Source organism: Klebsiella indica, from assembly GCF_005860775.1.
Taxonomy (GTDB): domain Bacteria; phylum Pseudomonadota; class Gammaproteobacteria; order Enterobacterales; family Enterobacteriaceae; genus Klebsiella; species Klebsiella indica.
In genome coordinates this window covers 180555-194582 of sequence record NZ_VCHQ01000011.1, presented here as the reverse complement: position 1 = coordinate 194582, position 14028 = coordinate 180555, and the positions used below count along the sequence as shown (strand labels likewise).

10 protein-coding genes and 7 tRNA genes are annotated in these 14028 nt (G+C 53.0%); 2 read left to right on the top strand and 15 right to left on the bottom strand.

The genetic code is table 11. From position 1 onward, the window contains the following. Positions 1-11: 11 nt before the first annotated feature. The 3 genes from ybeY to miaB all read right to left on the bottom strand — a co-directional run bounded on the left by ybeY (position 12) and on the right by miaB (position 3099). On the bottom strand, positions 12-479 hold the full coding sequence (gene ybeY / locus FE839_RS10110; protein WP_138360694.1) for an rRNA maturation RNase YbeY: 468 nt from the start codon (positions 477-479) through the stop codon (positions 12-14). Beyond that, positions 476-1522 (bottom strand): PhoH family protein, encoded by a 1047-nt coding sequence (locus FE839_RS10105; protein WP_138360693.1) that lies wholly within the window; start codon positions 1520-1522, stop codon positions 476-478. Before FE839_RS10105 ends, ybeY begins: the two co-directional genes overlap by 4 nt. A gap of 152 nt (positions 1523-1674) precedes the next feature. Further along, positions 1675-3099: a tRNA (N6-isopentenyl adenosine(37)-C2)-methylthiotransferase MiaB gene (gene miaB / locus FE839_RS10100; RefSeq protein ID WP_138360692.1), complete on the bottom strand. Its 1425-nt coding sequence runs from the start codon at positions 3097-3099 to the stop codon at positions 1675-1677. 208 nt (positions 3100-3307) lie between these two features. Between miaB and ubiF the strand changes: the two genes are divergently transcribed. Further along, complete coding sequence (gene ubiF / locus FE839_RS10095; protein WP_138360691.1) at positions 3308-4483, top strand: 3-demethoxyubiquinol 3-hydroxylase; 1176 nt, start codon at positions 3308-3310, stop codon at positions 4481-4483. A 210-nt stretch (positions 4484-4693) separates the two neighbouring features. On the opposite strand, the gene FE839_RS10090 is transcribed toward ubiF, so the two are convergent. From FE839_RS10090 to nagB, 12 genes are all read right to left on the bottom strand, one after another. Then, positions 4694-4768: transfer RNA gene (locus FE839_RS10090), tRNA-Gln, on the bottom strand. A gap of 83 nt (positions 4769-4851) precedes the next feature. After that, positions 4852-4926, bottom strand: a tRNA-Gln gene (locus FE839_RS10085). Between the two features lie 45 nt (positions 4927-4971). Next, positions 4972-5048 (bottom strand) — tRNA-Met (locus FE839_RS10080). A gap of 22 nt (positions 5049-5070) precedes the next feature. Next, positions 5071-5145: transfer RNA gene (locus FE839_RS10075), tRNA-Gln, on the bottom strand. A gap of 36 nt (positions 5146-5181) precedes the next feature. Continuing rightward, positions 5182-5256, bottom strand: a tRNA-Gln gene (locus tag FE839_RS10070). Between the two features lie 35 nt (positions 5257-5291). Next, a tRNA-Leu gene (locus tag FE839_RS10065) sits at positions 5292-5376 on the bottom strand. Between the two features lie 8 nt (positions 5377-5384). Beyond that, positions 5385-5461: transfer RNA gene (locus FE839_RS10060), tRNA-Met, on the bottom strand. A 231-nt stretch (positions 5462-5692) separates the two neighbouring features. Further along, a complete protein-coding gene (gene asnB, locus FE839_RS10055; protein WP_138360690.1) occupies positions 5693-7354 on the bottom strand; it encodes an asparagine synthase B in 1662 nt (553 codons plus the stop codon). 279 nt (positions 7355-7633) lie between these two features. Continuing rightward, positions 7634-8386 (bottom strand): HAD-IIA family hydrolase, encoded by a 753-nt coding sequence (locus FE839_RS10050; RefSeq protein WP_138360689.1) that lies wholly within the window; start codon positions 8384-8386, stop codon positions 7634-7636. Positions 8387-8431: 45 nt separating this feature from the next. Further along, positions 8432-9652 carry a DNA-binding transcriptional regulator NagC gene (gene nagC / locus FE839_RS10045; protein ID WP_138360688.1) on the bottom strand — a complete coding sequence of 407 codons (1221 nt, stop codon included), beginning with the start codon at positions 9650-9652 and terminating at the stop codon, positions 8432-8434. Between the two features lie 8 nt (positions 9653-9660). Beyond that, positions 9661-10809, bottom strand: a complete 1149-nt coding sequence (nagA, locus tag FE839_RS10040) for an N-acetylglucosamine-6-phosphate deacetylase (RefSeq protein ID WP_138360687.1) — start codon at positions 10807-10809, stop codon at positions 9661-9663. 60 nt (positions 10810-10869) lie between these two features. Further along, positions 10870-11670, bottom strand: coding sequence for a glucosamine-6-phosphate deaminase (gene nagB / locus FE839_RS10035; protein ID WP_138360686.1), 801 nt, complete (start codon positions 11668-11670; stop codon positions 10870-10872). A gap of 313 nt (positions 11671-11983) precedes the next feature. On the opposite strand from nagB, the gene nagE reads away from it, so the two are divergent. Continuing rightward, on the top strand, positions 11984-13936 hold the full coding sequence (gene nagE / locus FE839_RS10030; protein WP_138360685.1) for a PTS N-acetyl glucosamine transporter subunit IIABC: 1953 nt from the start codon (positions 11984-11986) through the stop codon (positions 13934-13936). Positions 13937-14028 lie beyond the last annotated feature (92 nt).

Below are 14028 nucleotides of genomic sequence, written 5' to 3'. Positions count from 1 at the left end.
CCGGCGGCAGGTTATTCCTTCTCGGCAATGTACGGATCCTCATAGCCCAGAGCAAGCATTATCTCTGTTTCGAGGGATTCCATCTCTTCTGCTTCTTCGTCAACAATGTGGTCATAGCCCAAAAGGTGCAGGCTACCGTGGACAACCATATGCGCCCAGTGGGCCTCCAGCGGCTTGCCTTGCTCTTTTGCTTCCTGTTCGACGACCTGACGGCAGATAACCAGATCGCCAAGCAGCGGCATTTCAATGCCGGGGGGCGCTTCAAACGGGAAAGAGAGCACATTCGTCGGTTTATCCTTCCCACGATAAGTCAGGTTCAGCTCATGGCTTTCCGCTTCGTCAACCAGGCGAATCGTGACTTCTGATTCTTCCTGGAACTGCGGGATGACGGCATCAACCCAGCGTTGAAACTGAGCTTCATCCGGCATTCCGCTGTTATCTTCGCAAGCCAGCTGTAAATCGAGAATGACCTGACTCATTTTTGCTCCTGTTGCTGGGCTTCGCGTTTGCGCTCGGCGGCCAGTTCTGCTTTGCGTTTTTGGTCTGCTTCTTCCCATGCTTCATAGGCGTTAACGATACGGGCGACAACCGGGTGGCGCACCACATCTTCGCTATGGAAGAAGTTGAAGCTAATTTCATCGACCTCCGCCAGCACTTCAATCGCGTGGCGCAGGCCGGATTTGGTGCTACGCGGCAGGTCAATCTGGGTGATATCGCCGGTAATGACCGCTTTAGAGTTAAAGCCGATACGGGTCAGGAACATTTTCATCTGTTCGATGGTGGTGTTCTGGCTCTCATCAAGGATGATAAACGCATCGTTCAGCGTACGACCGCGCATATAGGCCAGCGGCGCAACCTCAATAACATTGCGCTCAATAAGCTTTTCGACCTTCTCAAAACCGAGCATCTCGAACAGCGCATCGTACAGCGGCCGCAGGTACGGGTCGACTTTTTGGCTCAGATCGCCTGGCAGGAAGCCCAGCTTCTCTCCCGCTTCCACCGCCGGGCGGGTCAGCAGAATACGGCGAATTTCCTGACGCTCCAGAGCATCCACCGCCGCGGCGACCGCCAGATAGGTTTTCCCGGTTCCGGCAGGGCCGACGCCGAAGGTAATATCGTGATCAAGAATATTGGCGATGTACTGTGCCTGATTCGGCGTACGTGGCTTGATGACGCCGCGCCGGGTTTTGATATTGATGGCCTTACCGTAGTCCGGTACGCTTTCGGCGCTCTGTTCCAGCACGCGGGCTTCTTTGATCGCCAGATGGATCTGTTCCGGTTCAATATCCTGAATCTCGCCGCGCATCGGGGCGGTATCGACGTACAGACTACGCAGAATATCGGCGGCGGCATTAACGCATATTGCACGCCCGGTCAGTTTAAAGCGATTATCGCGGCGATTGATCTCGATACCCAGCCGCCGTTCGAGCTGTTTGATGTTGTCGTCAAACGGGCCGCACAGCCCCAACAGGCGTGCGTTATCCGCGGGTTCCAGGGTAATTTCACGGGTTTCTATGTTCAAACTGTTCCTCTTATACGCGTTTGCCGGGCGGCAAAATTCACCGGGCAGTAAGGAAATTATTCACGTCATCGGAATAGGGTGCAAGCATCGCTGTAGATATTGGGGCCCGGAGAGGAAATACAAGGCCCACCGGCGCGGTGGACCTGAACGGGTTAAGGCTGATAGAAACCGACGCCAGTCTCGTTTTCTTTACGGGTACGGGCAATCACTGATTCCGGTGTTTCCGCGATGCGTAACCCCATTTCGTCTTCGGTACGCACCACTTTGCCGCGCAGGGAGTTGGTCCAGACGTCGGTAATTTCCACATCGACAAACTTGCCGATCATTTGCGGCGAGCCTTCAAAGTTCACCACGCGATTATTTTCGGTACGGCCGGAAAGCTCCATAATGCTTTTGCGGGAGGTTCCTTCCACCAGAATACGCTGCACGGTGCCGAGCATACGGCGGCTCCAGGCCGTCGCCTGCTGGTTGATACGCTCCTGCAGGATATACAGGCGCTGCTTTTTATCTTCTTCCGGCACGTCATCAACCATATCCGCCGCCGGGGTGCCCGGACGCGCGGAAAAGATAAAGCTGTAGCTCATATCGAAATTGACATCGGCAATCAGCTTCATGGTTTTTTCAAAATCATCGGTGGTTTCGCCAGGGAAGCCGACAATGAAATCAGAGCTAATCTGAATATCCGGGCGCGCCGCGCGCAGTTTGCGGATAATCGCTTTATATTCCAGAGCGGTATGGGTGCGGCCCATCAGATTCAACACCCGGTCAGAACCGCTCTGTACTGGCAGATGCAGGAAGCTGACCAGTTCGGGCGTATCGCGATAAACCTCAATGATATCATCGGTGAACTCGATCGGATGGCTGGTGGTAAAGCGAATGCGGTCGATACCGTCAATGGCGGCGACCAGGCGCAGCAGATCGGCGAAGCTACCGGTGGTGCCATCGTAGTTTTCCCCGCGCCATGCGTTGACGTTCTGCCCGAGCAGGTTGACTTCACGTACGCCCTGGGCCGCCAGTTGGGCGATTTCAAACAGGATATCGTCGCTCGGGCGGCTGACTTCCTCACCGCGGGTGTAAGGCACGACACAGTAGGTGCAGTACTTGTTGCAGCCTTCCATGATAGACACAAACGCAGAAGGACCTTCAGCGCGTGGTTCCGGCAGGCGATCGAATTTCTCGATTTCCGGGAAACTGATATCGACGACCGGGCTGCGGTTACCGCGAACGGAGTTGATCATTTCCGGAAGGCGATGCAGGGTTTGCGGGCCAAAAATGATATCGACGTAATGGGCGCGCTGGCGAATGTGGTCGCCTTCCTGCGAGGCCACGCAGCCACCGACGCCGATGATCAGATCGGGATTTTTCTCTTTCAGCAGCTTCCAGCGTCCTAGCTGATGGAACACTTTTTCCTGAGCCTTCTCACGGATTGAGCAGGTGTTGAGCAGCAGCACATCTGCCTCTTCCGCCACTTCAGTGAGTTGATACCCGTGCGTGGCATCCAGCAGATCGGCCATCTTTGATGAATCGTATTCGTTCATCTGACAGCCCCAGGTTTTAATATGGAGTTTTTTGGTCATCGACTTGCTCATGCTTAATTAGGTATACCCAATGTCATTTTCTTCACCGGACGTTACGCTGCAATGTGAAGCGTGACGGGTATAAAGCCAGGATTGCAGGGCGCGTATTGTAATGCTTTGACCGCGCCCTGACCAGTACGACCGTAATCACCACAAGGCGAATAAAAATCCGGTAAACTCAGGTGATTCGAATTTAAGGATAATAGCCATGACAATTCATGCAACAGATGTCGTTATCGTCGGCGGTGGAATGGTTGGCGGCGCCCTGGCGCTTGGGCTGGCGCAGCACGGTTTTACGGTAACGGTGATTGAAAAAAATGCGCCGCCTGTTTTTGACGCGTCTTCGACGCCTGACATACGTATTTCAGCAATCAGCGCGGCATCGGTGGGATTGCTGAAAAGCCTGGGCGTCTGGGATGCGGTACAGGGGATGCGCGCGCATGCGTATCGTCAACTGGAGACCTGGGAGTGGGAAAGCGCGCATGTCGTTTTTAATGCCAGCGAACTGAAGCTGCCTGAACTGGGCTATATGGTGGAAAATAATGTCCTGCAGGGCGCTTTGTGGCAGGCGCTGGCGGCGCATAATCAAGTCTCTCTGCTGGTGGGGGTGTCACTGCAGGAGATGCAGCGTGGGGAGACGCAGGCATCGTTAATGCTAACCGACGGCAGCCAGCATCAAGCACGGCTGGTGATTGGGGCTGATGGCGCTAATTCACAGGTACGGCAACTGGCGGGTATCGGCGTTCATGCATGGCAGTATCAACAGGCCTGCATGTTGATTAGCGTACAGTGCGCGGACGCCCCCGGCGATAGCACCTGGCAGCAGTTTACCCCTGAAGGACCGCGCGCGTTTTTACCGCTGTTTGACCATTGGGCTTCACTGGTATGGTACGACACGCCTGCCAGAGTTCGCCAGTTACAGGGAATGAGCATGGTCCAGTTACAGCAAGAGATTACCCGCCACTTTCCGTCACGGCTGGGAGAGGTGACGCCGCTAAGCGCGGGCGCATTCCCGTTGATCCGCCGCCATGCGTTGCAATATGTGAAGCCGGGGCTGGCGCTGGTCGGTGATGCGGCGCATACCATTCACCCGCTGGCTGGGCAGGGGGTGAATCTGGGCTATCGGGATGCTGACGCCTTGCTGGATATTTTGAGCAGCGCGCGAGCGCACGGTGAAGAGTGGGCCAGCCTGCCGGTGCTTAAGCGTTACCAGACGCGACGCAGAGCGGATAATTTTATTATGCAGTCAGGAATGGATCTGTTTTACGCTGGATTTAGCAACGATCTGCCGCCGGTGCGCATGTTGCGCAATATTGGCCTGATGGCGGCTGAGCGCGCTGGCGAACTGAAACGGCAGGCCCTGAAATACGCATTGGGATTGTAACCGTGACTTTCCCGGTTGATGAAATATCAGGTCGGGTTACAGAAGAGGGGATACCGGTTATCTTTCAGATCGCGGACGGATTCGCGACTGTTTTCTGGTGTATTCCTGGGGCGGGGCTTTGCGGGCCAGAGCAGACCCGGTTTAAACCTCTCTGACGTGTTAAATGACAGAAAGCAAAAAGCTCGCCTGAGCGAGCTTTTTGCTTTCTGTTGGCTGGGGTACGAGGATTCGAACCTCGGAATGCCGGAATCAGAATCCGGTGCCTTACCGCTTGGCGATACCCCAATTGTCTGTTGGTGAATATTTCCCCGCATTTACTTCGGCGATTCAGCCAACGACGCGCTTATGTATAAAGCGACTTTTAAAATTGGCTGGGGTACGAGGATTCGAACCTCGGAATGCCGGAATCAGAATCCGGTGCCTTACCGCTTGGCGATACCCCAACAATTTTTCTGGATTTATCGAAGCTAATCAATAATTCCTTTATATGGTGGCTACGACGGGATTTGAACCTGTGACCCCATCATTATGAGTGATGTGCTCTAACCAGCTGAGCTACGTAGCCAGATTTTACTGCTTTACTTCGATGGCTGGGGTACCTGGATTCGAACCAGGGAATGCCGGTATCAAAAACCGGTGCCTTACCGCTTGGCGATACCCCAATATCGTCGCGGTTAACCGCAAACATCGAAGGAATGTGGCTGGGGTACCTGGATTCGAACCAGGGAATGCCGGTATCAAAAACCGGTGCCTTACCGCTTGGCGATACCCCAATAACCATCTTTTACTTACAACGCCAACGAGTAAATGGTGCGGGAGGCGAGACTTGAACTCGCACACCTTGCGGCGCCAGAACCTAAATCTGGTGCGTCTACCAATTTCGCCACTCCCGCAAAAAAGATGGTGGCTACGACGGGATTTGAACCTGTGACCCCATCATTATGAGTGATGTGCTCTAACCAGCTGAGCTACGTAGCCATCTTTTTTTTGCGCTACCTTATCGGCGTTGCGGGGCGCATTATGCGTATTGAGCCCTGAAGCGTCAACCCCTTTTTCATCGAAAATGGATTGAATGTAACTGTTTGGTTAGGTTGCGAACAGCGTGGCGCAATAATCAGCAATTATTGGTTATTTATCGTTTTTAATGGCTTGAATAAGGCACAAAAATAAAAACGGACCCCGAAGAGCCCGTTTGAAAAAACGCCTTAATCAGTAGGCAGACTGGTGTACGCCTACAGCGCGTCCCGATGGATCGTTCATTTTTTTGAATGATTCATCCCATTCGATGGCTTTCGCGGAAGAACAGGCAACTGACGGACCGCCAGGTACGCATTCCGCAGCGCTGGGAACCGGGAACAGTTCTTCGAAGATCTCGCGGTACAGATACGCTTCTTTAGACGATGGCGTGTTGTACGGGAAGCGGAAGCTCGCCGTTTCCAGCTGTTGATCGGAGATCTGTTGTGCGGCAACGTCTTTTAACGTATCGATCCAGCTGTAACCTACCCCATCAGAGAACTGCTCTTTCTGGCGCCAGGCGACGCTTGCTGGCAGGTAAGATTCGAAACATTCACGCAGGATATGTTTTTCCATTTTACCGTTGCCGCACATTTTATCCTGCGGGTTGATACGCATTGCCACATCAAGGAATTTCTTATCCAGGAACGGCACGCGTGCTTCCACGCCCCATGCGGACATCGCTTTGTTGGCACGCGCGCAGTCAAACATGTGCAGCGCCTGCAGCTTGCGCACGGTCTCTTCGTGCAGCTCTTTGGCGTTTGGCGCTTTATGGAAATAGAGGTAACCGCCAAACACTTCGTCAGAACCTTCTCCGGACAGCACCATTTTGATGCCCATCGCTTTGATTTTCCTCGACATCAAATACATCGGCGTAGACGCGCGAATGGTGGTGACATCGTAGGTTTCGATGTGATAAATAACATCGCGAATCGCGTCCAGGCCTTCCTGTACCGTAAAGTGGATTTCGTGATGCACGGTACCTAAATGGTTAGCGACTTCTTGCGCCGCTTTCAGATCGGGCGCACCTTCCAGGCCCACGGCGAAGGAGTGTAGCTGAGGCCACCAGGCTTCTGATTTTTCCTGATCTTCGACGCGGCGCGCGGCAAATTTTTTGGTGATGGCGGAAATAATCGATGAATCCAGGCCGCCGGACAACAGAACCCCGTATGGAACATCGGACATCAGGTGGCTTTTCACCGACTCTTCCAGCGCCTGACGCAGTTCGTTTTTGTCGGTGACGTTGTCTTTAACCGCATCATACTCGAACCAGTCGCGCTGATAATACTGGCGGATCTCGCCGTCTTTGCTCCACAGGTAGCTGCCCGCCGGGAACTCTTTAATGGTGCGGCATACCGGAACCAGCGCCTTCATTTCTGAAGCAACGTAGAAGTTGCCGTGTTCGTCATGCCCCATATACAGTGGGATAATTCCGATGTGGTCACGGCCAATCAGATAAGCATCTTTTTCGCTATCGTAGAGAGCGAAGGCAAACATTCCTTGCAGATCGTCCAGAAACTCCGGGCCTTTCTCCTGGTACAGCGCCAGGATCACTTCGCAGTCGGAACCGGTCTGGAAAGCGTAGCGGTCACCATATTCCGCGCGCAGTGCCTGGTGGTTGTAGATTTCACCGTTGACGGCGAGGGCGTGAGTTTTTTGCGCGTTATACAGCGGCTGCGCGCCGGCGTTCACGTCGACGATAGAGAGGCGTTCATGCGCCAGAATCGCTTTATCACAAGCATAGATGCCGGACCAGTCCGGACCACGGTGGCGCATCAGACGGGAAAGTTCCAGCGCCTTTTTACGCAGCTCGCCCGCATCAGTTTTAATATCCAGTACGCCAAAAATCGAACACATAGCCTTCTCCGTTACCCTGTCTTGTTTGATGTTGTGCTGGCTTCATTTTGCCGCGAAGCCTCAATGCATGCTTAAGAAAATGCCGCAAAGGGACTGAGGGCGCAAGGGTTTTACGGCCGAAAAAGAAAATAATGCAATGGTGATTATTGAATAGTAAAAAAAGAGTATATTTTGAGCGCTTTCATTGAGGAATATTCAATGCTGGTGCATTTTTTTTAGATGAAATGCTGTCAGGAAGACCAGAAAAATAAGAAACCACGTCCGGGGACGTGGTTTTGCTCAGAAAATATCAATTTCTGCAACGGAGGGATAAATCCACGACGGTCGGAACGGCATGCCGTCGATATCATCGAGCGTGGCGACGCCGGAAAGAACCAGAATGGTTTCCAGCCCGGCCTGGAAGCCTGCCAGAATATCCGTGCGCAGATTATCGCCGACGATGACGGTTTGCTCAGAATGCGCCTGCATTTTATTGAGTGCGGAACGGATGATCCACGGACTTGGTTTACCGACGTAGAATGGCTTACGGCCAGAGATTTTTTCAATACCAGCGCATAAGGCACCGCAGGCCGGATAATAGCCGCGACCGTGAGTATCCGGGTTAGTAGCGATAAAACGCGCGCCGTTGGCGACAAAAAAAGCCGCCTTATGCATCATCTCCCAGTTAAAAGAGCGGGTTTCACCGACGATAACAAAATCAGGGTTGACGTCAGTGATAGTAAACCCGGCTTTGTACAGTTCGTGAATCAGTGCGCCTTCGCCAACGACGTAGGCTTTCTTACCTTCCTGGCGGCGCAGGAAATCCGCGGTGGCCATTGCGGAGGTATAAAAGGCGGTATCGGGTACATCTATTCCCGCAGTCGCAAAGCGGTTCGCCAGATCCTGGCCGGTTTGTGAAGGGTAGTTGGTCAGCATCACCAGCGGCATCTCTTTTTCGAGAATACGCTTGATGAACTCAGCGGCGCCCGGCACAGCCACATTGTCATGCATCAGCACGCCGTCGATATCACAAATTATATTTTGAATGGTCATGGGCAGTCCGACATCTTTAAAGAAAGGCGAAACTATAAAGCGGCTTTAGCTTTCCAGCAAATGCTGAAGCAGGATCCCATTGAGCATGGCACGCTTCACCAGCGCAAAAGCACCGATTGCCGAACGATGATCGAGGGTGGACCGTACCACAGGCAGATTTTTACGGAATGCCTTCAGCACCTGGGTATTAATGCAGGCTTCAATCGCTGGCAGCAGCACTTTTTCCGCTTCAACAATTTCCCCGGCAATCACCACTTTTTGCGGATTAAACAGGTTAATAGCAATGGCGATGGTTTTGCCAAGATGGCGGCCGACATGCCCGATGACCTCGCAGGCCAGCGCATCGCCCTTGTTTGCCGCTTTGCAGATAGCTTTTATCGTGCAGTCATTGAGGGTGAGCTTGCTTTGATACCCCTGCTCCAGCAGGTGGCGAACGCGGTGTTCTATGGCGGCATTAGCGGCGATGGTTTCCAGACAGCCAAAGTTGCCGCAGTGGCAGCGTTCGCCTAAAGGGTCTACCTGGATATGGCCAATTTCGCCGACATTGCCATTGCGGCCAATAAAAATTCGCCCGTTGGAGATGATACCGGCACCGGTCCCGCGGTGTACACGTACCAGAATCGAGTCTGCACAGTCGTGGCTCGCGCCAAAATAGTGTTCCGCCAGCGCGAGGCTACGGATATCGTGACCCACAAAGCAGGTCACTTTAAACCGTTTTTCCAGCGCGTCCACCAGCCCCCAGTTTTCAACCTGAATGTGCGGCATATAGCGAATCACGCCGCTTTCTGGATCGACAAGGCCAGGAAGGATAACCGAGATGGCGATCAGCTCACGGATTTTGCGCTGGCAGCGTTCCATAAAGTCGGCAATGATATTGAGCAGCGCATGCTCCAGCGTTTCCTGGGTTCTTTCCGGCAGGGGATAATGTTCTTCTTCGAGGGTTTTACTGCTTAAATCGTACAGCGTCAGGGTTGCGTCATAGCGGCCAAGACGTACGCCGATGGCGTGGAAGTTACGGGTTTCGGCAACAATGGAAATGGCGCGTCGGCCCCCGGTGGAGGCCTGCTGATCGACTTCTTTGATCAGGCCGCGTTCAATAAGTTGACGCGTAATTTTGGTTACGCTGGCAGGGGCAAGCTGGCTTTGTTCCGCGACCTGTATACGCGAAATCGGGCCATGTTGATCGATGAGCCGATAGACGGCTGCGCTGTTTAGCTGTTTTACCAGATCGACATTACCAATTTGAGCTTGTCCGCCAGCTGTCATACTTTTATTTACTCAGTGACGACCTCGTTACCATTAACGATGGTCTTAGTGATTTTATAATCGCGGGTGAATGCAGTCAGGTTTGCGACCATCCCCGGCGCAATACAGCCCAACTGTTTACCTACGCCAATTGCGCGGGCAGGGTAGAGGGTTGCCATACGCAACGCTTCGTCCAGCGCGATGCCGCAATGTTTTACGAGGTTATGAACCCCTTCAATCATGGTCAACGAAGATCCGCTAAGGGTACCGTTCTCATCAACACACAATCCGTTCCGGTAGTATATTGTTTTACCGGCAAAAATGAACTGCTCAATATTGGCACCTGCAGGGGCCGTTGCGTCGGTAACGAGACACAGTTTGTCGCCTTTCAGGCGTTTAGCGAGGCGGATGTTAGCGTAATCAACATGTAAACCGTCGGCAATGATACCGCAGTAGACATCCGGTTCGTCGAAAATCGCCCCCGTCAGACCCGGTTCGCGTCCGGTAATATAGGGCATTGCGTTAAACAGATGAGTAGCGAAAGTGATGCCGGCGCGGAAACCGACTTTCGCTTCTTTCAGCGTTGCGTTGGAATGACCTGCGGAGACAATGATACCGGCAGCCACCAGTTTGCGGATCACTTCCGGCTCGACGCACTCTGGTGCGAGCGTAATTTTGGTAATCACATCTGCGTTGTCACAAAGGAAATCGACCAGCGCGGCATCCGGTTTGCGCACGAACTTCGGATTATGCGTGCCTTTTTTGACTATATTCAGCCATGGACCTTCGAGATGCAGACCGAGCGCCTGGTTGGGATGCTTTTGCCGGTACTCGCGCATAACGCGCACGCCCTGTTTCATGAGATCATCGCTGGTGGTAATCAGCGTCGGTAAATAGCTGGTGCAGCCAGAACGTTGATTCGCCTTCTGCATAATTTCCAGCGTATCAACGGTGACTGCATCTGGCGTGTCATTGAACTGTACACCGCCACAGCCGTTAAGCTGAACATCAATAAAGCCGGGGGCAAGAATGGCGCCATCAACCGGGCGCGGTTCAACGCCTGCCGGCAGTTCAGCCTGCGGACAGAGACGTTCGATAAGGCCATTAGCGATAACAATCGCATGGTCATCCAGAATTTCATGACCGGTGTAAATCCGGCCCTGGGTTAATGCATACATTACGACCCCCGGTTGTCAAAAATGGTTGTCCCGCGGGGGCAACCGCGGAACGAAACTGCCTTACAAACCTTTGATGTTTTCAGCTTCCAGCTCTTTGAAATATTTCAGCGTTTTAACTTTTAACTCCATAGTAGACGGTTCATCGCAGACCATTACCGCTTTCGGATGCAACTGTAGACAGGTAATGGTCCACATGTGGTTAACGTTGCCTTCGACCGCCGCCTGCAGCGCCAGTGATTTCTGCTGCCCAAGTACCAGAATCATCACTTCTTCCGCATCAAGTAATGTCCCTACGCCAACGGTGAGCGCGTATTTAGGCACCTGGTTTACATCACCGTCGAAGAAGCGAGAGTTCGCTACGCGGGTTTCATGGGTCAGGGTTTTTATACGGGTGCGTGAAGCCAGAGAAGACGCCGGTTCATTAAAGGCGATGTGACCATCGTTACCCACGCCGCCCATAAACAGATTAATTTTGCCATAGGCGCGGATTTTTTCTTCATAGAGGCGACATTCTGCATCAATATCTGGTGCGTTACCATTCAACAGGTTAATGTTTTCCGCCGGAATATCAACGTGGTCAAAAAAGTTGCGGTGCATAAAACTATGATAGCTTTCCGGATGCTCTTTCGGCAGGCCAACGTATTCATCCATGTTGAATGTGACAACATGCTTAAAGCTGACCAGGCCTGCTTTGTGCATTTCAACCAATGCTTTGTAGGCGGTCAGAGGCGTGCCGCCGGTAGGCAGACCCAGAACAAAGGGGCGGTCCGCCGTGGGTTTGAACGCATTGATACGGTTAACGATGTGGCGGGCAGCCCATTTACCTACTTGTTCAGCTGTTACCAGGGGGATCAGTCTCATTGTTCACCTCTATAGTTAAATTAGAACCTGGCGAGTTGGCGTCAGCGCACCAGTATGAGTATTGCAGCAACGCCGTCGATCAGGAGGAATTGGTGTTGATTTTTTTAATCATAAAATAAGTTTTCGTTATTAGCCAGTATGAGGCGAAAGATAATACGATATATGGTGATTGATATCACAAAAAATACGCGTTTAATTTGCGATACAAATTAATTTCTCACACACTTTACAGGTAAAGGTAAAAGCTAACTGGTTTCACAATAATAAAGGTGGCTTTGAGCGAGCTATATCGGGGTTTTATAGGGGGAATAAGATGAATATTTTGGGTTTTTTTCAGCGGCTTGGTAGGGCGTTACAGCTCCCTATCGCCGTGCTGCCGGTCGCGGCGCTGCTGCTACGATTCGGGCAACCAGATCTGCTTAATATATCGTTTATCGCACAAGCGGGTGGCGCGATCTTTGACAACCTGGCGCTGATTTTCGCTATCGGTGTGGCATCCAGTTGGTCGAAAGACAGTGCAGGGGCCGCCGCGTTGGCGGGAGCTGTTGGGTATTTTGTTATGACTAAAGCCATGGTCACTATCAACCCGGCCATCAATATGGGTGTCCTGGCGGGGATCATCACCGGTTTAGTCGGTGGGGCCGTGTATAACCGCTGGGCGGGAATCAAGTTGCCTGACTTCTTGAGCTTCTTCGGTGGTAAACGTTTTGTTCCGATCGCAACTGGCTTCTTCTGCCTGGTGCTGGCCGCCATCTTTGGCTACGTCTGGCCACCTGTGCAGAACGCTATCCATTCCGGTGGTGAATGGATTGTATCAGCTGGCGCGCTGGGCTCCGGTATCTTCGGGTTCATCAACCGTCTGCTGATCCCAACCGGTTTGCATCAGGTACTGAATACTATCGCCTGGTTCCAGATCGGTGAATTTACTAATGCTGCCGGTGCGGTATTCCACGGTGACATCAACCGCTTCTATGCGGGTGACGGCACTGCAGGGATGTTTATGTCCGGCTTCTTCCCGATCATGATGTTCGGTTTGCCGGGCGCCGCGCTGGCAATGTATTTTGCCGCGCCGAAAGAACGTCGTCCGATGGTCGGCGGTATGCTGTTGTCGGTCGCTATTACCGCGTTCCTGACGGGGGTTACTGAGCCGCTGGAATTCCTGTTCATGTTCCTGGCTCCGCTGCTGTACTTGCTGCATGCTATCCTGACCGGTATCAGCCTGTTTGTCGCGACGGCGTTGGGTATCCACGCGGGTTTCTCGTTCTCAGCCGGTGCGATCGACTATGCTCTGATGTACAGCCTGCCGGCAGCCAGCAAAAACGTCTGGATGTTGCTGGTGATGGGCGTCGTGTTCTTCTTTATCTACTTCCTGCTGTTCAGCGTGATCATCCGCATGTTCAACCTGAAAACGCCTGGCCGTGAAGATAACGTTGATGACGTGGTGACGGAAGAGGCGAACAGTAATACCGAAGAGGGTTTAACCCAACTGGCGACTGGCTATATCGCCGCGATCGGCGGTACCGATAACCTGAAAGCGATTGATGCTTGCATTACCCGCCTGCGTTTGACCGTTGCGGATTCCGCACTGGTTAACGATGCCGCCTGTAAGCGTCTCGGCGCTTCTGGCGTGGTCAAGCTGAACAAACAGACCATTCAGGTTATTGTGGGGGCAAAAGCTGAATCCGTCGGCGATGAAATGAAGAAAGTGGTTGCTCGTGGCCCGGTTGCCGCAACGGCTGCTTCTACCCACGGCGCATCCGGCGCAGTTCCGGCTGCCAAACCACAGGCCGTCGCCAACGCGAAAACCGTTGCCGCGCTGGTTTCGCCGATTACCGGTGACGTTGTGGCGCTGGAACAAGTCCCGGATGAAGCCTTTGCCAGCAAAGCCGTTGGCGACGGCGTGGCAGTAAAGCCGACGGATAAGCTGGTTGTTGCGCCAGCGGCGGGTACGGTAGTGAAGATCTTCAATACCAACCATGCTTTCTGCCTGGAAACGGAAAATGGCGCGGAAATTGTTGTCCACATGGGGATTGATACCGTAGCGCTCAACGGCCAGGGCTTTAAACGGCTGGTGGAAGAGGGCGCAGAAGTGAAAGCGGGTCAGCCGATTCTGGAACTGGATCTGGCGTTTCTGAATGCCAACGCGCGTTCAATGATCAGCCCGGTGGTGTGCAGCAATAGTGACGACTACAGCGCACTGGTTATTCAGGCAACCGATAAGGTTGTGGCGGGCCAGACGCCGCTGTTTGAAATTAAAAGCAAGTAAGTCTCCAGATTAGCGTTTATACCTCAACGGCGGAGGAAAACTCCGCCGCTTTTTTTACCGCCAACACCCCATAATCGCCTTCAGATACGTAT